The sequence below is a fragment of the Gilliamella sp. B3023 genome (assembly GCF_026536845.1).
GTDB lineage: Bacteria > Pseudomonadota > Gammaproteobacteria > Enterobacterales > Orbaceae > Gilliamella > Gilliamella apicola_E.
In genome coordinates this window covers 62,231-88,524 of record NZ_JAFNNH010000005.1, presented here as the reverse complement: position 1 = coordinate 88,524, position 26,294 = coordinate 62,231, and the positions used below count along the sequence as shown (strand labels likewise).

Sequence of the window (26,294 nt, the reverse complement as noted above, 5' to 3'; positions counted from 1 at the left end):
TTTTTGAAGAAATTATGTAAATCAACATTTTAATTTTAGTTGATATCGATAATGTTTATCGGTTAGTAAATATTCACTGTGAACATTTGGTGTCCAAGAATCATCACCGCCTATTCCCATATGATAAGCATCAATACTGACATAGGCGTCTTGTTGTGGTTCTAATAAGTGTCTATGACTTTTTTCCATCAACTGTTTAGTTCCATATTGATTGATGTTAAAGTTAAATTGATGACCAGTAATCGTCATCTCATTAAGTGTTAATTGTTTTACATCACAGCGTAGGCCGTTTTCACATGGATAAATGTAAGGTGTGTAAAGTTCAGAAAATGGTAATGACCAATCACCAAAAATCGCTGAAGTTTTTCGATCTGGATAATTTTCATGTGGTCCTAAGCCAAGCCATTTCACCTGTTTTGGTATCCCTTTTAATTGATACGTCAAACCTATACGAGCTGGTGCTGGCATGTCATTGGCAATGTCCACTCCAACTGAGATAGTTAAGATACCATCTAGATCAAACTGATGTACCCACTTACTTTGAATAACTTTGCGTTTTTTCACCGAGTAGCTGTGCAAAACTTCAATGATCACATAATTCTCAGTTTGTGATGCTCTTATTGCTAAACATTTGTGGCTTAAATCAAAGTAACCCGCCGCCTTCCACTGTTCGACCCATGCATATGGATTGTTATTACTGTCAAAGTCACCACTAATTCCAATATCATTATCGATTGGTGCTCGTATAAACTGATCTGCAATAGCGCTGGCTAATAGTGGTTTTTTGTTTTTGCTCCATTGACTAAGTTGGCCAGTTTTTTTGTTGATTTGCCAACTCTGGTTCTTCCAATTAACAACAAATTCGTTTTTATTTTCAGTTAATTTTAGTGATGTTTTGTTGTTACTAAATGCTAATTGTGGAATAAACCTATTTGTTAATTTAAATTGTTCCCAAGCCACAACGTGTTTTGCTGGAGACCAAGTAGTAGCTCTATTTTGGATGACTCTGAGTGATAAGTGTAAGTCTTCACCATCAAAGTTATTATCAATGTCATCTATAAGTTTGAGTTCAATAGGGTTATTAGGTGAAATAGTCAGTTTAACTTTACCACTCAGTTGGGTTTTACCATCAACCAACAATTCCCATTCTAATGTTTCATTGTTAGTAGTATAGAATAAATACTCACTCTTTACTTCAATAACTAATGGTTTTTGGTTTACAAGTTTAAATTGGAAAGGTTGTTGTACTTTTTTAGCTTCAATTAAACTTGGGTGTGCTTGGCGATCAGGAAACACTAAACCGTCTAAACAAAATTGTCTATCATGATACGCTTCACCAAAATCACCACCGTAAGCCCAATAACTTTCGCCAGATTTGGTATGGCAACGAATACCATGATCAGCCCATTCCCAAATAAATCCTCCTTGTAATCGAGGATATTGTCTAAAGGCTTGCCAATATTTATAGAATGCACCTAGACTGTTTCCCATTGCATGAGCATATTCACATAAAATGAGTGGTCGCTCTTCATCTGGCATGGATATCCATTTTTTTATCGCCCATTTAGGCACATTAGGATGAGGTTGATCTTGTTCAACTCGGGCATACATAGGGCAAATAATGTCAGTAGCTTTGGTATTGGCACCACCACCTTCATATTGCACTGGACGAGTTGGGTCATTGCTTTTTATCCATGAGTATAGTGCATCATGATTTGCCCCATGCCCTGATTCATTTCCTAATGACCAAATAATTATGGCAGGATGATTTCGGTCACGTTGAACCATGCGAGTTACTCGTTCACTATAAGCTGCTAACCAACGAGGATCGTCAGATAATCGAGACATTGGGAACATGCCGTGCGATTCAATATTGGCTTCATCAACTACGTATAGTCCAAATTCATCACAAAGTTCATACCAACGAGGATCGTTAGGGTAATGGCTGCAACGTACAGCGTTGAAGTTGTGCTGTTTAATTAACTTGATATCGTGTAACATGGCTTGTTCGGTAACAGCATAGCCCATATCAGGATAAAATTCGTGACGGTTAGTTCCTTTAATAAGAAGTGGTTTACCGTTTAAACAGAGTTGACCATGTTTGATTTCAACAGTTCGGAAACCAATATTATAAGCCTCTGATTCAATCAAGCCGGTTTTCTTATGATTTAAGCTAACAACTAGTCGGTAAAGATTTGGGGTTTCGGCACTCCACAATTGTGGTTTATTGACGGGGATATGGCATGTCATTCGGTCATTATATCCACCTTTTTCATCAACAAAAGATACTCCGATTGGTTGCGTTTGTTCAAGAATGAGTTTGTCTTTTTGCCATAACTCAATACCGACATTTAGCATGTCCATCTCACTGTCATGCTTTACGTTAACTTGCAATTTTAATATTGCATTTTGATAGCAAGCGTCAAGCTCTGTTTTAACATGAATATCACTCAAATGTGATTTTGGTTTGTTAAGTAGTGAAACTCCACGGAAAATACCACTTAATCGCCACATATCTTGATCTTCTAAATAACTACCATCACACCATTTCAATACTAATACAGCAATTCGATTTTCACCTTCTTTTAAAAAAGGCGTTAAATCAAATTCAGCAGCGATGCGACTGTCTTGTGAATAGCCAACCCAATTGCCGTTACACCAAAGATGAAATGCTGAGCTGACACCATCAAATATAATTCTTGTGTCCCCTTTATTTAACCATTTTTTATCAATTTTAAAATAGCGAGAATAGCAACCAGTTGGGTTATCTTCAGGAACAAATGGGGGATTATAAGGAAATGGATATCGGATATTAGTATAAACAGGCGCATCATAGCCATGTAATTGCCAATTTGATGGAACTGGAATAGTATTTTTATCTATTTCTTTTTTTAACCATGATACAGGTACTTGTTTAGGATTTTGGTAATAACTAAAAAACCAGTCACCATTAAGTGAAATAATGGCACTTGAATCAGCATTATTTTTAGCACTTTGCTTGTTTCGCCAACTATGAAATTTTGGATGGGTATCAAGTTTGTTCATGCTTAATACAGATAGATTATTCCAATCTTGTCTGTTGATAATATCATCTAGGGACGGATTCATAAGCCTCTCCATTTGTTCAAGTATATCTGATAATGTCTAAAATCTTTTTTGACTTTTTAATTATAATGATTCAATTATTGAAAACAGTGATCAAGTTAACATTTGTGTAATCGAATACATTTTTATTTGATTGACTTTGTTTTTATAATTTTAATTTTTCATGTATGCGATTACATTGGTAGGTATACTTTGATTAATTTATATTTTGTATTAATTATTCAATTGGATAGACTGAATACCGTTTAGAGAGGGTGGGCGTATATATATTAATTAAATTTGCTGAAGGTGCTTCGCCTTTTGCCAAGCATAATGCCAGTTCCGCAGCTTGTTCAGCCATTGTATGAAGTGGGTAACGGATGGTGGTTAATTTTGGATGTAAATAGCGCGCAAGTAGCAAATCATCAAATCCAATAATGGAAATTTCTGCTGGAATTTTTATGTCGTTATCATATAACACAGACATTGCACCAGCGGCCATTGAGTCGTTATAACAGGCAATTGCGGTAATTTCTCGATTACGTTCCAATAGTGACATCATTGCTTGTTCTCCTCCTTCTTCATTAGGTGAGGAGAAGGCAATAAAGTTTTCATTAACATCAATATTGTGTTCAATTAATGCATCTTTATAGCCTTGTAACCGATCGGACGAGTCAGAAATTTCATGGTTAGAGCATAAATATCCAATTTTAGTATGTCCATGCTGGATTAAATGTTTTACGGCTAGATATGAACCATAACGGTCATCTAGAGCAATACAACGCTTTTCAAAACCTTTCAATAGCCGATTGATTAATACCATCCCTGGCACTTGCTCCATTAATTTTATCAATCTGCTATCGGGTAACATTTTTGCATGAACGACTAGTGATGAGCAGCGATGCTCTATTAAGTGAGTTATTGCATTATATTCTTGTTGTTCATTATGGTAACCATTACCAATTAGCAAAAAATGTCCTGTTTTGGATGCAACTTTTTCTACCGTGCTAACCATAGCGCCAAAAAAAGGATCGGATACGTCAGCCACAACAATTCCAATAGTATTAGAGTTTTGTTGTGATAATGCACGAGCATTAGCATCAGGATAATAACTTAATTTTTCCATGGCTTTTTTTACGGTTTCGCGTGTGGTATCACTAACGTTTTCGGCGTTGTTAATCACTCGCGAGACTGTCGCAACAGAAACTTTAGCTAAATGTGCAACATCTTTTATTGTCGCCATAAAAAAACCTTTTAAATTATTACCGTAACTTTTTTAAAGTTTATTATTAGTTTGGTGTTGGTATCAAGTTAAGTAGAACTGTTAATAACTAAGCCAAAAATGATTCATAATGAAGTTATGAAATATTACAGAATACGTTCTTACTTATCTTAAATAGCTGATACAGATATCTGCTCACTTTTATGACTTAATGTATGATAATAAAGCAAAATTTTGGCTTTGCCAACAAAGCATTGACGCCTGAATCGTTTCAGTTGTAATTTATTAATAAGGGGAATGATTAATTGACTAAATTCCCCTCAAATTAGTTAAATTTTAACCAGTTCGTACTATTTTGCCGTAACTTTTATTAACATTGCGGTAGCAGGATCGAGTACAGGTAATGGTAAGCCGATATTCATTAACCAATCTCCTGACAGTGTGGTATCTGTTGTCATCCATTTTGGAAATGATTTCATGGCGTGACCATTTACTTTCGGATCAATGTGATCAGGTAGATCTAGAATTTCGATTTTGTATTGCTTATCAGCTAATAATCCAACTAAGCGTAAGTTACCACTTAATGCATAAGTCGGTAATGCCAATTGCGCTATAATAAATGCTGCTTCTTTTTTATCCTGACTGACCACACCATAGCTTTGCATAGCTGCGCTATCATCAACATCTAAACGTACACTATTACCACTATGCAATAATGGGCGTAGCTGTTTATGTAAACGGATATAATGAGTAAAACCTTTTTGTTCTTCTGCCGATTCTTTCACTGGATCGAGCTCAACACCCATATGTCCAAATAATGCTGTTAAACCTCGTAAATTCATATCTAATTCACGATAGGTGGTGTGACAAGTTTTGCCACCGATATGAGCACCCATTACCTCAGGTGGGAAGAAGTAGCTCATACCTCGTTGTATGATTTGTCTATCTAATGCATCATTTGAATCTGAGGCCCAAAAACGTTGAGTACGTTTTAACACTTCAAAATCTATACGACCACCACCAGAAGAACATGATTCAATTTCAACATTAGGATATTTTTCTTGCAGAATATCCATTAAACGATAAACCGCATTAGTTTGTCCAACTACAGCTGGGTGACCTTCGTGGCCTGCCTGAACAATTTCTCTATTCATATCCCATTTAATATAGTCAATATCATAACTACCGAGTAACCAATTTAATCTTTCGAGTAGATAATCAAATACCGCTGGATTTTGTAAATCAAGTAAGTATTGATGACGGCCTTCAGGTTGATTGTAGCCAGGTAATTCAAGTAACCAATCAGGATGTGCTCGATAAAGATCAGAGTTTTTACTGATCATTTCTGGCTCAACCCAGATACCAAATTCCATTCCTTGTTTTTTTACATGTTTGATAACTGGTTCAAGTCCTTTTGGATATTTGCGTTTATCTAAATACCAATCGCCTAATGCTTGATAATCATCATCACGTTTGCCAAACCAACCATCATCAATGATAAAACGTTCAACACCCAGTTGTGCTGCTTTTGTCGCCATTTTCATGATGTAATCTGGGTTGTGATCGAAGAAGATTCCTTCCCAAGTATTAAGATGGACAGGACGAGGTTTATCGCTTGCGAAATGAATAATATTTTGGCGTAAAAATTGATGGAAATGCTGGCTCATCTTATTTAAGCCTTCATTACTATAGGTTGCATAAAGCCAAGGAGTACTTAAAGTTTCACCTTTAGCTAATGATATTTCTCCAGCAAGATAAAGCGCTTCGGCTTGGATGAAGCGCTTACCATTACTTTTCACTGCAACTTGGATACGATGATTACCACTCCAACCTAAATGGATACCCCAAACTTCACCAGTTTGTTCTTTAAATCCATCAGTACCAACTACCATACCCGGAAAGTATTCGTGTGAAGTACGACCACGGCGGTTTTCTTGCAGGTATCCACAATGTTCGATTTTTGTTCTGTGAGGGAAGAACTCTTTAATCCAACGACCACTAAATGCCATTAATTCTTGTGCACGTTCAGGAATTGGTAATGTTACAGATAAACGGTTGACTTGATATGGTTCTTTACCTAGATTAGTCAGACTATTTTGACATTGTAATACACCGGTTTCGTCTAAAATCAGCTTACTAGTCAAACGAAGTTTTGCAATACTATCTTCACTAATTATAGTTATATCATTTTTTTTCTTGGTTACTTTTTTGGTAACAAAAACTGGTGACCAATCTTTACCATTTCGATGACCTTCTAGTCCTGGCGTGCTAAAGTTTCCTACTCCTTCCTCAGGACAAAGGGTGAACGGGACATCGATATCAATACGTGAATTGGGTACGGCAGGTATAAGCATATCGATATCATCAAGATTTACGTTTTGTAATCGTTTACCAAAATAGCAGAGTTCAGCATAAGGTTGGGTGCGTAAGATAATATCTATATCGCGGGTTCTAAGATGGCAATTCATATTCTCTCCAAAGGTTAATCACTTTTCCGATATAGAATAATAATAATTTTCATTAATTAATATGATTAATTTTTAATTTTGTGATTAAGATCTCAATTAATGTAATCGTTTCCATTTTATTTTTCTAAAATGGTTAATTAAGCAATTTTTATTGCAAATGGTTGTGCGAAAAGGCAGTATTTTGTGTTATTATGATTTTTAATCATGGGTGAAATTTTAAAATATTATGAAAAATATTATTACGTTATTTTCTTTAATTACGCTGGTTTTTAGTGTTGAAGCAGCAGATAAATATGTGACTGAAAATGTTGATATTTATCTTCGCCGCGGTCCAGGTTCTCAATATGCCTATACGAATGCTGTTAAAGCAGGGGAAAAAGTTGCAGAACTAGAGAAAAGCGCTGACGGTAAATACACCCGAATACAACTTCCTAACGGTAGCTCGGCTTGGATTGAATCAAATAAACTAAAAGATCAACCTAGCCTTAAAGTACTTGTCCCAACGTTAGAGTCAAAACTTGCGGAATATAAAGATAAGGTTGATAACGCAGAGCAGTATAGACAAAATGCTATCAATGATTATTCCGAAAAATTAAAACAAGCTGAACAAACAATTGAAAGCCTACAAGCTAGAAATAAAGAATTAGAACAAATCAATAAATCACAAGACACTAAACTTGAATCAATGCTAAATCAAGTTGATGACAAGCGACGAGACCTTATTGTTACTTGGTTTACTTATGGTGGCTTAGTAGCTGGTGGTGGATTCCTATTAGGTTTAATTTTGCCAGCTATTATGCCGGGTCGCCGCAAAAAAGATCGCTGGATGCGCTAAATGAGCAAATTCTATCTTGTTGGCGGTTCTGTTCGAGATAGATTATTACATCTTCCTCTTGTTGATCGAGATTGGGTTGTAGTTGGTTCTACACCCGATGAGCTTTTAGCTCTAGGTTATCAACAAGTTGGTAAAGACTTCCCAGTCTTTTTACATCCCATAACAAAAGAAGAATATGCCTTAGCTCGAACCGAGCGAAAATCGGGTAAAGGCTATACTGGATTTATTTGTGACTTTAGTAAGGATATTACCTTAGAGCAAGATCTTATCCGCCGAGACCTGACTATTAATGCTATCGCCATGGATGAAGATGGTAATCTTGTCGATCCTTATCATGGTATTGATGATATCAAACTTAAATTATTGCGTCATGTTTCCCCTGCGTTTAGAGAAGATCCTTTACGAGTGTTACGAGTTGCTCGATTTGCTGCTCGTTATTATCATTTAGGTTTTAGAATCGCATCTGAAACACAAAAGTTAATGGAAGAGATGGTTTTAGTTGGAGAAATAAATACTCTTACTCCAGAGCGTGTTTGGAAAGAGACCGAGAAGGCATTAGCAAGTGCCGATCCACAAGTTTATTTTCAAGTGTTAAAACAATGTGGTGCTTTGGCGATATTATTTCCATCATTAATTCTTTCTAATACTGTTGCAGATGCATTAAAGAAATCTACTTTATTAACCGATGATTTAACGGTTCGTTTTGCAGTATTATTTGGTGAATTAGCAACTGAAGCAGAGAAACTTTGTTCACAAATTAAAGCACCAAATCAATATACAAAATTAGCGATAATGGTGCAGCAATACCGTCTTAAAGTTGAAAACGTGACACAATTAACAGCTGAACAAATTATTGATTTATTCAATCGAATAGATGTTTGGCGTAATCCTCATCATCTTAATCAATTAATTATTGCTAGCCAATCTTATGCTAAAACAGAATCATTTCCACAAGCAAAGTACCTAGAAAGGGCATATAAATTAGCTCATGGCGTTAATGTTCAAAATATTATTGCTGAAGGTTATAAAGGAAAGTTGATTCAAGATGAGTTACAAAAAAGGCGAATTGAAGCGTTATTAAACGGTATTTGATTGCATCTTAATCAATTGTCACTTTTTTTCAAAATATCTAAAAAAAAGGGTTGACGATTTGCCGTAACACAAGCATAATGCGCCTCGCAGTGTTGGTTATGACGTTGCGAATGAAATGGCTACGTAGCTCAGTTGGTTAGAGCACATCACTCATAATGATGGGGTCACAGGTTCGAATCCCGTCGTAGCCACCATTAAGATTAAGTTATACTTTAACCGAAAGTATATTATGCGGGTGTGGCGAAATTGGTAGACGCACCAGATTTAGGTTCTGGCGCCGCGAGGCGTGGGGGTTCAAGTCCCTTCACCCGCACCATTTAATCTTAATATCTATCCTTTATTGGGGTATAGCCAAGCGGTAAGGCAGCGGGTTTTGATCCCGCCACGCCCAGGTTCGAATCCTGGTACCCCAGCCATTCCAATCTGCAAATTTTGATATCTATTAACTAATCTGTTTTGCTTTTTACATTCTTAGTTATTCCTTTTCACGGGTATGGCGGAATTGGTAGACGCGCTAGATTCAGATTCTAGTTCCGAAAGGTGTGCGAGTTCAAATCTCACTACCCGTACCAGATATCTTTTCTCCTTTATAATTGGGGTATAGCCAAGCGGTAAGGCAGCGGGTTTTGATCCCGCCATGCCCAGGTTCGAATCCTGGTACCCCAGCCATTAAGACCTAACTTAATACTTTAGTTTGCTGTCGAGAAATGAATTAATGTGCAGTCAAACTTAAAAGTAATAATCATCGCACTTTAATCTACAAGCGCAATGATTAGAACAATTATTGTTTAAGTACACAGACGAAATATAATTCATTATTTTTTGGTTGCCACTCAATCGCTCCTATAGTCGTACCAACAGTATATTGGTTGGTAGCATCTCGTTCATCAGATGTCCAATATAGATGACCTTTAGGAAAATGGTTACCCGGGTAGGTGTGGTGATAAAGTTTTCCTTCGTTTGTTATATTACCCCATTCTCCTAGAAGGCTATTACCAATCCTACGATAATAGTGATTAGTTGTAATAGCCAAACAGTTATCAGAATTATTATCTGACTTACATGGGCCATTGGTTATAAGGTTTTGGTCGCTATTGGTCAAATCCTCAATAGTAGGAACAACATATTTACCATTGCAAACACTTGCGCTTTGGTTGTAATGGTAAACATCTTGGCTTGGTGATGTGAACCATTTCTTAATCGTAAACGTGTATATATCTTCGCCATCAGATTTTATGGTAAAGGTAGGATTTACATCCGTTGCTTCACCTGTCAATTTTACTTGAAGCCCTGTATTAATTAGATGACTATCTATATCACCAACAGTAATTTGGTTTATTTCTATATTCACGCCTTTTGAACTATTTGATGATGTTATCGTCGATAAATCAAATGGTGCTCCAGCTATAAACATAAGGAATCGTGCTTGATCAAATCCTGTTGTTGGAAACCCACCAGAACTTACTTTATTGACGAAACCAGAATCAATAACGTGTTGATTAGCATCCCCCCAAGTTAAATAGACCCAATCACCAGTATAATCCCGATTTTCGAAGAGGAATGAATGCACAATTGATGGACGATTGGCACAAACAGTTGGTTTGATTGCATTGTAAATCAAAAAATCTTTTTTAGCTCCTGGATAAACTTTATAATTTGGAACACCATATTGCGTTACTAAAGCAATAGAGCCTGAAATTCTAATATAAGGACTCCAACCTAATCTTGCCAACTCACAAAAAGTTCTGTTTCTATCTGATTCAAGTAATAAATAGGATTTATTATCATAGCGATAGAACCAATCTATTTTAAATCCCCCATCGGGTGGGGTTATTTGAGTTATACTATCTCCATCATCATCAGCAACTAATTGACTGTCAACTGGATTAGACATGGAAAAAGGTATCATTGTACCGTCAAGACCATAATTAGATTTTAACGATGTCATTAATTGATTAGGTGTGGTGGCATTGGGATCAACTTGAGGGAAATTGATATTTTTTAGTTGACGATTTAGGTCATTGATTCCCGTAAAAACCTGAGATTGGAATTTTATCCCAAAATATTGGAAGTTTTGTTGATCATACTCTCGGGAACCATTAACACCAACCGCATCAGGATCGATAAAATATGGGCGATTGCCATTAATAGATTGTGCTGTGACTGCTACCAGTGCAAAAGCTAAATTACTCATTAAAAATATCGAACTTGTTAATAAAACAATAAACCTTATTGAAAATTGAGAAAACTTTTTAAATTTAAATCCTTTCAATAACATCATGTTACCTTACCTTTTAATTCTTAAATTTAATAGAAAGATACAATCATTACGTTTCAATTAAGTTGATACTTATTTCAATGTTAAAAATGTGGGAAAATTAATTTATTGATAAAGATATTTTTTATTACTGACATGCAAAAATTGAATAAAAACTATCCATGCGGAAAAAAGAGTTTTTACGCATGGACAGCCTTGAAAAAATGATTATCTATATAAATTTACATAAACAGTTTGCGCTGTTTCAGCACGGTTATTTGATATTTCTTTTACATAGTAGAAGTGTGCATCGTTAGCGATAGCATATTTTTGTGCTGCTGCGCTAACTTCGCTGGTATTGTTAAATGTTCCATGGAAAACGATTGTTTTATATGGCTTCATGATTTTGAAGGCTTCGCTCGTAATTTCATAAGCATCTTGGCCTGCGATTGCTTTAGAAATGATAAAGTCACGAACTGGCGCCTCTTTTTTGTATAATGCAACATCAACATCTTGTTCACGATTTTTTACATCATCAGCAATAATTGAGTAAACATAAAACGCATAGGCATCTTTTTCAGAAGCGATTTTACTCGCTGCATCTAAAATTTCAGAAGTGTTATTATAATCGCCTTTAAATTTTACGACTGCAAATGGTAAATAATAAAGGGCTTTTGAACGAGGATAAAGCACAACACCGTTGTGAGTAACTTCTTCTTTGCTTACCGCAATAGGTGCATTTGATTTATAAACATCGGCATAAACAATTGCACGATCAGTTGATGTGCCTGTAGAAGGTTGTTCAATACCAGTTATATGATAATATTTAGCACCAACTTCGTCTGCAGCTTTTGATATATCATCTGCTGCATTTTGTGCTTGTAAGTAGCTACCGGTTACAGAGATTTCTTTGAAGGGAATTAAGTTATTACTTTCTTCTGCTGTTAATGGTAAAGCCGCATAAATATTGGCAATAGGTAGAGATAATAGTAAAGCTAATGCAATAGATGATTTATTATAACGTTTCATAATAATGTCCTTTGTATTTATGTTATAAAAATAAAAAAACAATCTGTAACGCTTATTCTATGAGGGTATTGCATGAGAGTATGAAAACGAAAAACGCTCTCGGGATCTATCTTTTACTAATTCTTTCAAACAGCTAGATAAAACAATGTGGAAATTGTGGAAAAGAAAAATAACCGTTAAATAGTATATATCAATTAGAATATTTGTGTAGGTATCACTTTAAATTTTTGTAAAGAATATATTTTTAAGCATTTTATGCTAAAGAAATATTACGATATTAAATAATATTATTTTTGTAATAAATCATCATATTATAGCTAAGCATTTATATTTATGGTGCTTATAAAACAATTAATTATCTGTGCAGTTAATCCCCAAATGACATAATCACCATACTGATAAAAGTGTACATCATGTTGCGATTTCTTTTGCCAATTTGCTGTGCGATTTGGAACTAATTCAAAAGGGAAATTATCATCAGGTTTAAAGCCAACAAACATAGTTGCTTTTTTGGGGGAATGCTCAATAAACCATTCTAATGGAACCGTAAAAACCGACTCAACTTCATCATGATTAATTTGTAAATTATCCAATTTATCTACATGCTCAATTTTTGCAACAAAAGGATAAATTATCATGCCTAATGAGGCATAAAATTTAGGTAATTGTCCTAATAGGGTAATTTGATCAAGCGTAATACCCAACTCCTCGAAAGTTTCACGTTTGGCGGTATATTCAGGGCTGATATCCGATAACTCAACTCGTCCTCCAGGAAAACAAATATCCCCTGGTTGCCATTTAAGTTTTTTTGAACGTACCTGAAAAAGCAGGTGCAATTGGTTTTCAATAGTGATAATAGGGATTAACACGGCAGCTTTATTCATGAATTGAAATTGGTTTTTGGTATTTTTCAAAGATTGTGATATTTTTTCTAGGGTGATCATAATATTTATTTCATTTATTTGTAAATTTACATTCTTTTTACGCTATAATAGAAAATTATTGGAGAAATTGTTCGTCAATAGTACATCTGTTTCACCTGAATAATGCTATGCAATACGATATAAATAATATAAAAAAAGAACTTGATGATCTTGCAATACTAAAACACGAACGTGCTCAAAGTGGTATGTCTCTGGAATTTCAGCGTGTCTTTTCATTATTGCCAGTTCTTTTTCATTTTAACCATCCCAATCTGCCAGGTTATGCGGGCGAAGAGACTCCATTAGGTATTGCGTATTATCAACCATCCAATGAAATTGTTGAACAGTTAAAAAATGAGTTCAATTTCAGTGAGGTAAATAAAAAAAATCACGCCAATATTTCTGCATTATATTCAATGGGTAGCACATGTTCCATCGGGCAATCTACCTCATCAGATCTTGATATATGGATCTGTATCGAAAATAGTTTATCTGATGTTAAAAAGCAAGCATTAATACAGAAGTGCAGATTAATAGAAACTTGGGCTAAAGATCTCGGCATTAAACTTACTTTATTTGTTGTTGACGTCGATCGGTTTATTAACCAACATCATGAATGTCTAATGGGTGAAAACTGTGGATCTGCACAGCACATATTACTACTCGAAGAATTTTACCGTTCAGCCAACCTTTTAGCAGGTAAACGTCTGTTATGGTTTGCGATTCCTTCTGATTTTACAGTCAATGACGTCACTTATCCAACCTATGAAAAATGTGTTCAGGCATTAGTTGTATCGAATATCATCAAACGCGAAGAATGGATTGATTTTGGACCTTTGACGGGTTTATCTGCTGAAGAGTACTTTGGTGCAAGTTTATGGCAACTGTATAAAAGTATCGATTCACCATTCAAAGCAGTATTAAAAACATTATTACTTGAAGCTTATTCTTCGATCTATCCAAAAAATAGGCCTATCGCGTTTGATATGCGGGAATTAATTCAAAAAGGAGAAATCCATTCCCATCACTATCTTGATTCATACTCGATGTTATTGGATAGGATCTCAAACTATCTAACAAATATTAGAGATTTTCAACGACTGGAATTAGTTAGACATTGCTTTTATTTAAAAGTGAATGAAAAATTGTCACAAAAAGCAAATTCATCGTCATGGCGACGTGACATATTAAATGAATTTGTACAAAATTGGGGGTGGCAACAATCATTATTGGAAAAATTAGATGCTAGTAAAACTTGGAAAATAGAACAAGTTCGTGAAATACACGAAATATTACTACATACTATGATGACGGGTTATCGAAATTTGCTCAATTTTGGCCGTCGTAACAATTTAGATTCATTGATTAGCCCACAAGATCTAGCAATACTGACTCGCAAATTATATGCCTCTTTTGAAGTTCTTCCTGGTAAAATCTCTACATTGAAATTGAATATTTCTGATAATTTACAGGAAGATGTTTTAACTTTTATCCATGTTAAAGAAGATCGGATTAATCGAGCTGGTTGGTATGTTTATAACCAAAAACCTAAACTCAATTCGATTGTTGGACATCAATATCTAGAATATAGTAAATACTTAGTCAAATTAGTTGGTTGGTGTTACTTTAATGGTTTGATTTCAGATTCAACTCAATTTTACTATTATGATGGTGATGACCGTGATAACAAAAAAATCACCAAACTGATTGAAGATCTGAAAAATTACTTTCCAATTGATGTTCCAACAGCAACAGAAGAACAATTATATGGTCCGTGTGAAATACGCCATTTAGCAATCATATTGAATTTAGAAAACGATCCAACGGTTAATTTAAAGTTAGAAGATGAAATCAGCACTAATGTTCTAAACTATGGTAAGCAAGAATTAAGTTTGGTTAGCTCAATTGATTTGCTTTATCGTAATTCATGGAATGAAATTCGGGTCTTGCATTTTAGTGGTACTTTGTGTGTGCTAGAAGCTATAAAAGCTTTACTCAATCGTATGCACAAAGATGCTGATTTACCCAATTCGGTCGAAATCTTTTGTTATAGTAACCAGCTAAGTAATGAAATTAAAAATCAAATGAAAAGGCTGATGTACAATTGTGTTGATTTGAGATTATCGACAACTAAAAATAATTCAACACAAGTTAAGCCATTGAGAATTGATGGGGCGTCTTGGTATCTATTCTTCGAACGGTTTGGCGTGTCATTCCATCAATTTGAAAGTGCTATTGATTTTTATGGTGCAGTATCAAACAACAAAGTTCAAGGTAGACCGCTAAATATTTTAGATGAAAGTAATGAATTACCTAAAGAGATAGATAGCGTCGCTTATGAAGGTATTATTCAATTCTTTTTTGAAGATACCGCAAATGGATTTGATTTATACATTTTAAACGAGCATAATCAGATCGAAATTTACCGTAATTGTAACGGTACCAAAGAGAACATGGTCAAGGATATTAATGATTTTTATGTATTATCTGATGACCGCTTTACGTTTACCACCAGTAGCTCTGTTAATTTTAATTTACCACAATTTTACCAAATTACATACAACGATGCTGGTGAACGCGAAATCTTCTTACTTAATTAGTTTTGTTCAAAAAGTATATTAAAAAAGTTGAGGAACGTACTTTTTTAGTATGCAACATGATAAAAAATAAAAGAATTAGCAAAGAAAATGAAATTTCTATTAAAATAATGGGAACTTTTTTTAAATTTATGAATCTAACTGTTAGAGTGCACAATTTTGGGCCACACTAATAGTGATAATATAATGAGGGATGGCCTTTAATGGGGGAGCAAATAACAGACCAAGTTTTAGTAGATCGCGTTTTAAACGGAGATAAAAATGCGTTTAATTTACTTGTGGTACGTTATCAAAATAAGCTAGCTCATTTGGTATCACGTTATGTTTTACCTTCTGAAATACCTGATGTTGTGCAAGAAACTTTTATTAAAGCTTATCGTTCATTAAGCTCTTTTAAAGGTGAAAGTATTTTTTATACTTGGTTGTATCGAATCGCGGTTAATACTGCAAAGAATTACTTAACTTCGCAAGGCAGACGACCACCATCTTCGGATATTGATGCAAGTGAAGCGGAAAGTTACGAAGGTGCAGACTCATTAAGAGATGTCGATAACCCTGAAAGTTTAGTTCTTTCTAAAGAAGTTGAAAGAGTAGTATTTGAAGCAATTGAAGCATTACCTGATGATTTAAGAACCGCCATCACACTACGTGAAATTGATGGATTAAGTTATGAGGAAATAGCTGAAATTATGGGTACACCAGTCGGAACTGTGAGATCACGTATTTTTAGAGCACGTGATGCTATTGATGAAAAAATAAAACCATTAATTAGTTAGTGGTTTGAACAAATTAAAATAGGTAGCAAGAAATTAAGGTATCTACTATGCAAATAGAACAGAAGCAGCAACTTTCATTATTGATGGATGGTGAGTTTACAGACGATAACTTTGTTGATGTCGTTAGCCATGATGAAAGTTTGCAATCCTGCTGGCATCGCTATCATATCGCAAGAGAAGCAATGCGAGGAGAATTGCACGGTAGTTCATTAACATTAGATATTAGCAATCAAGTTGCTATGGCGATTGCGGATGATGATTTATACCCACAATTAACAGAGCAACCTTCTCAAGATGAGATTTCAATTCCTAAAGCTGAAAATCTATTTTGGGTGCGAATTAAAGATGTTGTGGCTAAAGTTAGCCAAGTTGGACTTGCTGCTTGTGTTACATTAGCAATTATTGCTGGTGTTCAATATCATCAAGGTCAATCGGACGATGCCAGTGGTGCTCCAACGCTTAATACTGTTCCTATGGGTGTTAATGTAGCTCCTGTTGGTGGAATACAACATAATGACAAGCAATTACTTGAAAAAAGACAATACGATAAAATTAGATTGCTCGTTCAAGATTATGAATTACAAAAAAGGTTAAATGCCCGTTAAATAAAAATGAATTTTCTATTTTCTTTAATAAAAATAAAGCTAAAACAGAGTAATAATTTTATTATTACTCTGTTTTTTATATTGTTTTCAGCCTCAACCATGGCAACAGAAACAAATGAAGCGTTAAATTTATTAAATAAAATGAGTAAAGCGGTGCAAATCAATGATTATCAAATTCATTTTGTATCACAAGATAGAGAACAATTTGGCTCAACTTTTGAATATAATCACTTAGGCGCAGCTAAAAAAGAAAATATTAATGCGCAATTGCTTTATCTTGAAGGTCCAGCAAAAGAGATTATCTTGCATAACAACACCACCAGTTATTTTCAACCTGATAGCCCTTCATTTTCGATTGCTAGTTCTCGCATAACAGAGGCATTTCCTGATGTAATTTATAATGACTTTAATTCATTAGCGAATATTTATGATTTTATTTTATTAGGTAAAACTAGAACGGCAAATCGTGGTGCTCAATTAGTTAAAATAATTGCAAAAGACAAAGATCGCTATAGCTATGTTATATGGATCGATGATGAGACTTTCTTACCATTACGAATAGACTTAATTGATGATGATAATGACATTGTTAATCAATTAAAAGTTGTTGATATCGATGTTGATTTCGATGTTAAAAAATTCAAAAATTATATTGATAATCGAACTTACCCAATTTTATTATCAATTGAAAAACAGAATAATTTACTTGATGCTTGGCGCTTAGCATGGTTGCCAAAAGGATTTAAAGAAATAGCGGCGTATAATGTCAATTTTTATAGTTCTGATATTGCAACTAAATTGTTTTCTGATGGCGTATTTTCTTTTACAGTGAATGTCTCTTTAGAGCAAGCAAGTCAACCTAATCAACTTATTCAGCAGGGCGGAAGAACAATATTCTCAACTAATCTGGGTAACAAAAATATTATTATTATTGGTAATTTACCTGAAGGGACAATTGAAAGAATTGCCCAAAATATTGTTGAGAAATCGCCGTAAACCTCTCGATAACACTATGCTTACTGACCATTAATGTGTAGAATGTTTGCTTCTATTTTCGTGATTATTTGACTTGTTATTTATAGCCAATAACACTAACGATAATTAACAGTACATAACTAAAATATAACTTATTGATATGAATAAAAATATCCGCAATTTTTCAATTATTGCTCATATTGACCATGGTAAATCAACGCTTTCTGATCGTATTATCCAAATCTGTGGAGGACTTTCTGATCGTGAAATGGAAGCTCAAGTTTTAGACTCAATGGATCTGGAACGTGAACGTGGTATTACAATTAAAGCACAAAGTGTTACTTTAGATTATCATGCTAAAGATGGCCAAACATATCAGCTAAACTTCATCGATACACCAGGACATGTGGATTTTTCATATGAAGTTTCTCGTTCACTTGCTGCATGTGAAGGTGCATTACTTGTTGTTGATGCAGGGCAAGGTGTTGAAGCGCAAACTCTTGCAAACTGTTATACAGCACTTGATATGGACCTTGAGGTTGTACCAGTACTTAATAAAATCGACTTACCGGCAGCCGAACCTGAAAGAGTGGCAGAAGAGATTGAAGACATTGTTGGTATTGATGCTAGCAATGCAGTAAGATGCTCGGCTAAAACCGGAGTAGGTGTGGTTGATGTGCTTGAACAACTCGTTCATGATATCCCTGCGCCAGAAGGTGATTCGAATGCACCACTACAAGCACTAATTATTGATTCATGGTTTGATAACTATTTAGGTGTTGTATCATTAATTCGTATCAAGAATGGTGAGTTAAATAAAGGTGATAAAATCAAAGTTATGAGTACAGGAATGACTTATAATGTTGATCGCCTAGGGATCTTTACTCCAAAACAAATAGATAAAGACTGCTTGCATTGTGGTGAAGTAGGTTGGGTTGTTTGTGCGATCAAAGATATATTAGGAGCACCTGTAGGGGACACGTTAACTTTAGCAAAATCTCCAGCAGACAAGCCACTACCAGGATTTAAAAAAGTTAAACCTCAAGTATATGCAGGATTATTTCCAACCAGTTCTGATGATTACGAAGCATTTCGTGATGCATTAGGAAAACTAAGCCTTAACGATGCCTCGCTTTTTTATGAACCTGAAAATTCTGGTGCGTTAGGATTTGGTTTCCGTTGTGGTTTCCTTGGCTTATTGCATATGGAAATCATTCAAGAACGATTAGAAAGAGAGTATAATCTTGATTTAATCACTACTGCACCAACAGTAGTTTATGAGGTTTTGACTACTCAAAATGAAATTATCTATGTTGATAGCCCTGCAAAATTACCTGCAGTGAATAACATTCAAGAACTTCGTGAACCTATAGCTGAATGTAACATATTAGTTCCACAAACGTATTTAGGTAATGTAATTACTCTATGTGTTGAAAAGCGCGGTGTACAAACCAATATGGTTTATCATGGTAATCAAGTTGCATTAACTTACGAAATTCCAATGACTGAAGTTGTTTTAGATTTCTTCGACAAACTGAAATCAACTTCACGTGGTTATGCCTCTTTAGATTACAGCTTCAAACGTTTCCAAGTCGCTGACATGGTTAGGCTTGATGTATTAATTAATGGTGAGCGTGTTGATGCATTAGCACTCATTACCCATAAAGACAATGCACCATACCGTGGGCGTGAACTAGTCGAAAAGATGAAAGATCTTATTCCGCGTCAGCAATTTGATATCGCGATTCAAGCTGCAATTGGCAACCACGTCATAGCTCGTTCAACAGTTAAACAACTTCGTAAAAATGTTTTAGCTAAATGCTATGGTGGTGATGTAAGTCGTAAGAAAAAACTTTTACAAAAACAAAAAGAAGGTAAAAAGCGCATGAAACAAGTAGGTAATGTAGAATTACCGCAAGAAGCGTTTTTGGCTATTCTACATGTTGGTAAAGATTAATCAGTTAAAGAGGATAAAAAATGGCTAACTTATTCGCCATCATATTAACAATAGCAACATTCATTACTGCGATCTTTTGGTTTTTAGAGAAGTACCGATGGAAACCAGCTAGACAACGTAAAGTTGAAGAGATTCGTAAGCAAGCTAATGGTGAAATTGATGGTAAAATTTTGGCAGAAGTTGGAAAACCTAAAGGCTGGATTGAAAATTTAGCATCGTTTTTCCCTGTTCTTTTTGTGGTTTTTGTTATTCGATCATTTATATATGAACCATTTCAAATTCCTTCAGGGTCAATGATGCAAACACTATTAGTTGGTGATTTTATTGCTGTACAAAAGTTTTCATATGGATTACGTGATCCGATCACCAATACTGTCTTAATTTCAACTGGCCACCCAAAACGCGGTGAAATTGCGGTTTTCAAACACCCCGATGGATCAAATAGAGATATTATTAAACGCGTTGTAGGTTTACCTGGCGATAAAATTGTCTATTTGTCTAATGAAAAGAAAATTCTCATTTATCCAGCTTGTCAATCAACCGATAATAATTGTGTTGGTCAGCGTTCTGAACCATTAGATTTACATTATACTCAACCCCAAGCAAGTGATTGGAAAGAAGTGAACGAAATGGGGAAAAACCCGGACTTCTATACAATAGAACAATATAAAGACAAGGGTATTGTTGATTCTAACTCTAGAATTACATTAGATATGAAAATTCAACAAGAAACCTTAGGTGAAATTACTCACGATGTTCTAACAACGCCTGGAAAAATGGAAGATACAAGTTATTTTTATCATCAAAATGGTCAACCGATCGGAACATGGGTTGTTCCACAAGATAACTATTTTATGATGGGTGATAACCGTGATAACAGCGGTGACAGTCGATATTTTGGCTTTGTTCCGGAAAAAAACTTTGTTGGTCGAGCTACAACTATTTGGATCAGTTTTGAAAAACAACCTGATCAATGGCCAACAGGAATTCGTTTTAGCCGTATAGGTGGAATCCACTAACTGTGATGAAAAATTTGAATCAACTACAACAAGCTATTGGATATCAGTTTAAAAACACATCTTTACTTCAGTTAGCACTAACTCATCGTAGTGCTAATAAAATGCATAATGAACGCCTTGAATTTTTAGGTGATTCGATATTAAGTTTTGTCATTGCTGATGAACTTTATCATCGATTTCTCAAGCAAGATGAGGGTGATCTTAGTCAAATGCGAGCAAGTTTAGTATGTGGACAGACACTTGCTGAAATGGGAAAAGAATTCAAATTAGGTGATTACCTAATTTTAGGTCAAGGTGAATTAAAAAGTGGTGGTTTTCGCCGTGAATCCATTATCTCTGATGCAGTAGAGGCTATCATTGGCGCTATTTATCTAGATAGTGATATTGAAAACATTCGCCGCATAATTTTATCTTGGTATCAAAAACGCTTAGATGAAATTCAACCTGGTATTAAGCAAAAAGATGCTAAGACACGTTTACAAGAATATTTGCAAGGTATACGACATGAAAGACCATGTTATTTAATTCTTGAAGTTACTGGCGACAATCATGAGCAAGAGTTCTTAATTCAATGTAAAATTGAAAACGATGATCACCAATACTTAGGGCGAGGTTTAAGCCGTCGCAAGGCTGAACAAGCCGCAGCTCAAGAAGCATTAAACCAATTAGGAATAAAATGACAGAATCAAAACAACATTGTGGATTTGTTGCCATAGTTGGAAGACCAAATGTCGGCAAATCAACACTATTAAACCAACTACTTGGTCAAAAAGTATCAATCACCTCACGTAAAGCGCAAACAACGCGTCACCGTATTGTCGGAATTGATACCCAAGGCGATGATCAAATTATCTATATTGATACACCCGGTTTACATATTGAAGAAAAAAGAGCGATTAATCGCTTAATGAATCGTGCCGCTAGCAGTTCAATTGGTGATGTTGAATTAGTTATTTTTGTCGTGGAAGGAACCCACTGGACTGAAGATGACGAAATGGTTGCAGGCAAACTCAAAGATTGCAAGGCACCTATACTGTTAGTTATCAACAAAATTGATAATGTAACAGATAAAACCCAACTGTTACCACATATCCAAGAAATTAGTCAAAAAATTAACTTTTTAGATGTTGTGCCAATTAGTGCAGAAAAAGGTGAAGGGATTGACATCATCAAAGATATTGTCAAAAAACATTTACCCGTTGGTGAACACCACTTTCCTGAAGATTATATCACTGACCGATCACAACGATTTATGGCTTCAGAAATCATCCGAGAAAAACTAATGCGTTTTTTAGGTGATGAATTACCTTACTCGGTTACGGTTGAAATTGAACAATTTAAAGTTGATGAACGTACTGGCATGTACCGCATTAATGGCTTAATCCTAGTTGAACGCGATGGACAAAAGAAAATGGTCATTGGCAACAAAGGTGAAAAAATCAAAAAAATCGGTATTGAAGCCCGTAAAGATATGCAACTTTTCTTTGATAACAAAGTTCATTTAGAATTATGGGTTAAAGTCAAAGCTGGTTGGGCTGATGATGAGCGAGCATTACGTAGTTTAGGTTATAGTGACGATTAATCTAACTCTTTAAAAAATCAGGCAAAAGTTTGCCTGATTTTTTTATCTACTTGCAGTAGATTGATATTATCCAAAAATATCTAACCCTGCCCATAATAAGCATTTTGTCCATGCTTACGGAAATAGTGTTTATCCAATAATTCTTGTTGGATTTTTATGCCGACATTTAGATTGCGTGTAGCTAATGCCATAGCAGCGACTTCTTCTAAGACAACTGCATTATGAACAGCATCATCTGCATTTTTTCCCCAACTAAAAGGACCATGTCCGGATACCAATACACTAGGTATTGCCAATACATCAATGGATCGTTTAGTAAACTCTTCAATAATCACTTTACCTGTATTGAGTTCATAATTGTTAATTATTTCAGTTGGTGTTAACTGGCGAGTGCAAGGAATATCTCCATAAAAATAATCTGCATGAGTTGTACCTAAAGCTGGAATATCTAACCCTGCTTGAGACCAAATTGTTGCGTTTCTTGAATGAGTATGAATAACTCCACCAATTTGTTCAAAAGCCTTATAAAGCTCAATATGCGTTTGTGTGTCGCTTGAAGGATTAAGTTTACCTTCGACTTTTTTACCATCAAGATCGACAATAACAATATCATTCACTTGCAACTTATCATAAGCGACTCCTGACGGTTTGATAGCAATAACACCGTTACTTCTGTCAATTGCAGATACATTCCCCCAAGTAAATGTCACAAGCTGATAATAAGGTAATAATAAATTTGCTGCTAAAACATGTTCTTTTAATTCAGTAAACATATTAACATCCTGTTTGATAATAAATAAAACATCAGGAATAAACATAAAACAATATCAATTGTTCTAATATAAACCTCAATGATCATCTCCAATATGACGAAGTTTTTTACCTAACATCAGATTTTTTTCGATACGTTCCAATGAAATATTTTTGGTTTCAGGTACAAAGAAAATTACAATGAAGATAAATAAAACATTCATGCCGGTATATAACCAAAATGTTTGAGCAACACCTATATGATTTAATAATGTAAGGAATGTTGCACCAATTATCATATTTGAAATCCAATTGGTCGCAGTTGAACAAGTCACACCAAAATCACGGCTTTTTAAAGGTTGAATTTCAGAACATAAAATCCACACCACTGGTGCTGCACTCATTGCATAACCACCAATACACATAATTGCCATTCCAACTGCTGCATAGGATGTAAATGATGATGGATTACCATTTTCGATAAGTTGCAAACAAATACCTAGTACTAATGTACCTAAAGCCATAATACCAAAACCAACTTTTAGAATTGGTTTTCGTCCTAACTTATCAACAGTAAAAATTGCAATAAATGTAGCTAACACAAAAGTAAGACCAACAATAATTGTAGCAATCATTTGTTGCTGGGTACTTTCAAATCCTGCAAGGCTAAAGATTTTTGGTGCATAGTACATAATAATATTCATACCGGTAAATTGTTGCATCGCTTGTAATGCCATACCAAGATAAACTGTTCTGCGTACATTTTTGTTTGCTTTAAACAGTGTCCAGCCTTCCTGTTTTTCCTGTAAACTATCCTTGATATCATTAAATTCTTGTTGAATTTTTACAGGATCGCTACGAATTGATTTTAAAACTTTCTCAGTTTCATTTAATCGTCCTTTTGATGCCAACCACCTAGGACTATTAGGCAGGAAAATCACTACTATAAACAATATGATTGCAGGTATAGAAATGATACCAAGCATCATTCGCCAATCACCTGTGTAGCTAAAATAGGTATCTGATAAAAATGCAACTAAAATACCAATTGTGACTAAAAGTTGGTAAGCAGCAATCATCTTACCGCGAATGTTTTCTGGCGCCATTTCAGAAAGATAAAGTGGCGCCGTATAGGATGCAATACCAACAGCAAACCCCAAAATAACTCGCCAGACTAAAAGAACTTCTACATTAGGAGCTAAAGCTGATCCAAAGCAACTTATAATAAAAAATAAGGCGCCCGCTAATAAGCTATATTTTCTACCTAAATAAAAAGATAACCAACCATTGGATAGAGCCCCCAAAGCAGCTCCTAACATCATTGAACTCACTACCCACTCTTGTAGCTGAGTAGTTAGTTCAAACTGAATAGTAATAAATGGTAAAGCTCCCGCAATTACACCTATGTCTAGACCGAATAGTAGACCGGCCATTGCAGCTGAAAAGCCGATTAGAAAGGTCATTTTTTTTGCAGAATTTATTTCCATTTTATTCGTTGTTAAAGACGTATTCATATCCACCTCTTTATTCCCTTTATTCTGTAATTTTGATAATAATTGGAAAAAATATTTCCAATCATTGAACTAAAATAAATTTATCAAGCATAAGGATTACAATACGCAATCTCATTCCAACGTAACTCATTCTTGAAATCATCGATTCGAGTACTTTCGTCAATAACCAACAGTTCAATTTTATGCAGTTGCGCATAAAGTTTAAAATAATCCATAGAAAGTGCTTGGGTATAAACAGAATGATGTGCTGCTCCAGCAAGAATCCAGGCTTCAGCTGATACTTTTAACGATGGTTTTGGTTTCCAAACAGCACATGCTACAGGTAATTTTGGTAGTGCATAAGGTTGCTTGATTGTCTCAAGTTCATTAGCGACTAATCTAAATCGGTTACCAATATCAATTAAACTGGCATTGATTGCTAAACCAGGTTTTGCAGGGAAAATAAGTCGAGCAGGATCGGCTTTACCACCAATGCCCAAATGTTGAATATCAAGTAAAGGTTTGACATCATCATCTATGATAGATGGGCAAACTTCTAACATATGTGAGCCGACAACTAACTCATTACCTTCAGTAAAATCATAGGTATAATCTTCCATGAATGCGGTGCCGCCAGAAAGTCCTTTGGCCATTAATTTCATTGTGCTTAGTAATGCTGCGGTTTTCCAATCACCTTCACCTGCAAAGCCATAACCTTTAGCCATTAATCGTTGGACAGCAAGTCCTGGTAATTGTGCCATACCGTATAGATCTTCAAACGTTGTGGTAAATCCGCCATAATTACCTTGTTTAAGGAATTGCTCAATACCTAATTCGATTCTCGCTGCGTCAATTAAGTTTTGTCTTTTCTCTCCACCAATTTGGGCGACGGGAGCAAGATTATAAAGTGTTTCATATTCATCAATTAGCTGATTGACATCACCATCAGCAATTGAGTTAATGACCGAAACCAAATCACCAACTGCATGAGTGTTGACTGAATAACCAAATTTAATTTGTGCAGAAACTTTATTTCCTTCCGTTACAGCAACTTCGCGCATATTGTCACCAAATCTAACGATTTTCATGGTTTTTTCTGCATTAATTGCCACACAAACTCGCATCCATTTCCCAATTTGCTCATGAACATCTTTATCTTTCCAGTAACCTGTTACCAGAGAATGAGGTTGGCGCATACGAGAACCGATAAAACCAAATTCACGTCCTCCATGTGCAGTTTGGTTAAGATTCATAAAATCCATATCCATTGAATCCCACGGAACGACTTTATTAAATTGAGTATGAAGTTGTAGAAGAGGTTTTTGCAGATGAGTTAATCCATTAATCCACATCTTAGCTGGCGAAAATGTATGTAACCATGTGATTAATCCAACACATTTTGAAGAATAATTTACTTCCTGACAAAGGTTATATATATCCTCAGGTTTTGTTGCGAGTGGTTTGAGAACAATTTTAACGGGTAGATTTGCTTCATGATTAAAATAATCTGTTACCTCTTGAATATTTTTTTTAATTTGTTCAAGTGATTCTGGCCCATAAAGGTGTTGACTACCTGCAACAAACCAAATTTCAGCTTCTGAATAAACAAACATAATGGACTCCTTTATAA

General features: G+C 35.1%; 19 protein-coding genes and 5 tRNA genes. 15 read left to right on the top strand and 9 right to left on the bottom strand.

The window, feature by feature from the left end; translation table 11 throughout:
- Positions 1-21: 21 nt before the first annotated feature.
- From J3U16_RS04630 to J3U16_RS04620, 3 genes are all read right to left on the bottom strand, one after another.
- The gene (locus J3U16_RS04630; protein ID WP_416380744.1) at positions 22-3,120 is read right to left on the bottom strand and encodes a beta-galactosidase; all 3,099 of its coding nucleotides are present in this window, start codon (positions 3,118-3,120) and stop codon (positions 22-24) included.
- Between the two features lie 202 nt (positions 3,121-3,322).
- On the bottom strand, positions 3,323-4,327 hold the full coding sequence (locus J3U16_RS04625; protein ID WP_267330124.1) for a substrate-binding domain-containing protein: 1,005 nt from the start codon (positions 4,325-4,327) through the stop codon (positions 3,323-3,325).
- Between the two features lie 329 nt (positions 4,328-4,656).
- On the bottom strand, positions 4,657-6,774 hold the full coding sequence (locus tag J3U16_RS04620; protein WP_267330125.1) for an alpha-galactosidase: 2,118 nt from the start codon (positions 6,772-6,774) through the stop codon (positions 4,657-4,659).
- Between the two features lie 226 nt (positions 6,775-7,000).
- On the opposite strand from J3U16_RS04620, the gene J3U16_RS04615 reads away from it, so the two are divergent.
- The 7 genes from J3U16_RS04615 (at position 7,001) to J3U16_RS04585 (ending at position 9,370) form a co-directional block, all read left to right on the top strand.
- The gene (locus J3U16_RS04615) at positions 7,001-7,609 is read left to right on the top strand and encodes a TIGR04211 family SH3 domain-containing protein (protein ID WP_065562190.1); all 609 of its coding nucleotides are present in this window, start codon (positions 7,001-7,003) and stop codon (positions 7,607-7,609) included.
- Entirely contained in the window at positions 7,610-8,701 is a 1,092-nt protein-coding gene (locus J3U16_RS04610) for a multifunctional CCA tRNA nucleotidyl transferase/2'3'-cyclic phosphodiesterase/2'nucleotidase/phosphatase (protein WP_324169876.1), read from the top strand.
- A gap of 117 nt (positions 8,702-8,818) precedes the next feature.
- Positions 8,819-8,895: transfer RNA gene (locus tag J3U16_RS04605), tRNA-Met, on the top strand.
- A 37-nt stretch (positions 8,896-8,932) separates the two neighbouring features.
- A tRNA-Leu gene (locus tag J3U16_RS04600) sits at positions 8,933-9,017 on the top strand.
- A gap of 25 nt (positions 9,018-9,042) precedes the next feature.
- A tRNA-Gln gene (locus J3U16_RS04595) sits at positions 9,043-9,117 on the top strand.
- A gap of 71 nt (positions 9,118-9,188) precedes the next feature.
- Positions 9,189-9,273 (top strand) — tRNA-Leu (locus tag J3U16_RS04590).
- A 22-nt stretch (positions 9,274-9,295) separates the two neighbouring features.
- Positions 9,296-9,370, top strand: a tRNA-Gln gene (locus J3U16_RS04585).
- 112 nt (positions 9,371-9,482) lie between these two features.
- Here J3U16_RS04585 and J3U16_RS04580 read toward each other — a convergent pair.
- The 3 genes from J3U16_RS04580 to J3U16_RS04570 form a co-directional block, all read right to left on the bottom strand.
- Positions 9,483-10,895: a hypothetical protein gene (locus tag J3U16_RS04580; protein WP_267342552.1), complete on the bottom strand. Its 1,413-nt coding sequence runs from the start codon at positions 10,893-10,895 to the stop codon at positions 9,483-9,485.
- Between the two features lie 291 nt (positions 10,896-11,186).
- Positions 11,187-11,987, bottom strand: coding sequence for a YdgH/BhsA/McbA-like domain containing protein (locus tag J3U16_RS04575; RefSeq protein WP_065734310.1), 801 nt, complete (start codon positions 11,985-11,987; stop codon positions 11,187-11,189).
- A gap of 317 nt (positions 11,988-12,304) precedes the next feature.
- Positions 12,305-12,931, bottom strand: a complete 627-nt coding sequence (locus tag J3U16_RS04570) for an NUDIX hydrolase (RefSeq protein ID WP_065562186.1) — start codon at positions 12,929-12,931, stop codon at positions 12,305-12,307.
- Positions 12,932-13,038: 107 nt separating this feature from the next.
- Here J3U16_RS04570 and J3U16_RS04565 point away from each other — a divergent pair, with 107 nt between their 5' ends.
- The 8 genes from J3U16_RS04565 to era all read left to right on the top strand — a co-directional run bounded on the left by J3U16_RS04565 (position 13,039) and on the right by era (position 22,421).
- A complete protein-coding gene (locus J3U16_RS04565; RefSeq protein WP_065734312.1) occupies positions 13,039-15,510 on the top strand; it encodes a class I adenylate cyclase in 2,472 nt (823 codons plus the stop codon).
- A 200-nt stretch (positions 15,511-15,710) separates the two neighbouring features.
- Positions 15,711-16,283, top strand: a complete 573-nt coding sequence (gene rpoE / locus J3U16_RS04560; protein ID WP_065562184.1) for an RNA polymerase sigma factor RpoE — start codon at positions 15,711-15,713, stop codon at positions 16,281-16,283.
- 47 nt (positions 16,284-16,330) lie between these two features.
- Positions 16,331-16,888 carry an RseA family anti-sigma factor gene (locus J3U16_RS04555; RefSeq protein WP_065562183.1) on the top strand — a complete coding sequence of 186 codons (558 nt, stop codon included), beginning with the start codon at positions 16,331-16,333 and terminating at the stop codon, positions 16,886-16,888.
- 99 nt (positions 16,889-16,987) lie between these two features.
- On the top strand, positions 16,988-17,884 hold the full coding sequence (locus tag J3U16_RS04550; protein WP_065734314.1) for a MucB/RseB C-terminal domain-containing protein: 897 nt from the start codon (positions 16,988-16,990) through the stop codon (positions 17,882-17,884).
- A 139-nt stretch (positions 17,885-18,023) separates the two neighbouring features.
- The gene (gene lepA, locus J3U16_RS04545; RefSeq protein ID WP_065562181.1) at positions 18,024-19,820 is read left to right on the top strand and encodes a translation elongation factor 4; all 1,797 of its coding nucleotides are present in this window, start codon (positions 18,024-18,026) and stop codon (positions 19,818-19,820) included.
- Positions 19,821-19,840: 20 nt separating this feature from the next.
- Complete coding sequence (gene lepB / locus J3U16_RS04540; RefSeq protein ID WP_065734315.1) at positions 19,841-20,839, top strand: signal peptidase I; 999 nt, start codon at positions 19,841-19,843, stop codon at positions 20,837-20,839.
- Positions 20,840-20,844: 5 nt separating this feature from the next.
- Complete coding sequence (rnc, locus tag J3U16_RS04535) at positions 20,845-21,519, top strand: ribonuclease III (protein WP_065562460.1); 675 nt, start codon at positions 20,845-20,847, stop codon at positions 21,517-21,519.
- Positions 21,516-22,421 (top strand): GTPase Era, encoded by a 906-nt coding sequence (era, locus tag J3U16_RS04530; RefSeq protein WP_065562179.1) that lies wholly within the window; start codon positions 21,516-21,518, stop codon positions 22,419-22,421. The genes rnc and era overlap by 4 nt, the downstream gene beginning before the upstream one ends.
- A gap of 80 nt (positions 22,422-22,501) precedes the next feature.
- Here era and J3U16_RS04525 read toward each other — a convergent pair whose 3' ends face one another.
- The 3 genes from J3U16_RS04525 to araA all read right to left on the bottom strand — a co-directional run bounded on the left by J3U16_RS04525 (position 22,502) and on the right by araA (position 26,277).
- Entirely contained in the window at positions 22,502-23,194 is a 693-nt protein-coding gene (locus J3U16_RS04525; protein ID WP_065562459.1) for an L-ribulose-5-phosphate 4-epimerase, read from the bottom strand.
- 75 nt (positions 23,195-23,269) lie between these two features.
- Positions 23,270-24,685 (bottom strand): sugar porter family MFS transporter, encoded by a 1,416-nt coding sequence (locus tag J3U16_RS04520; protein WP_065734316.1) that lies wholly within the window; start codon positions 24,683-24,685, stop codon positions 23,270-23,272.
- Positions 24,686-24,768: 83 nt separating this feature from the next.
- On the bottom strand, positions 24,769-26,277 hold the full coding sequence (araA, locus tag J3U16_RS04515; protein ID WP_267342549.1) for an L-arabinose isomerase: 1,509 nt from the start codon (positions 26,275-26,277) through the stop codon (positions 24,769-24,771).
- Between the last annotated feature and the right edge of the window lie 17 nt (positions 26,278-26,294).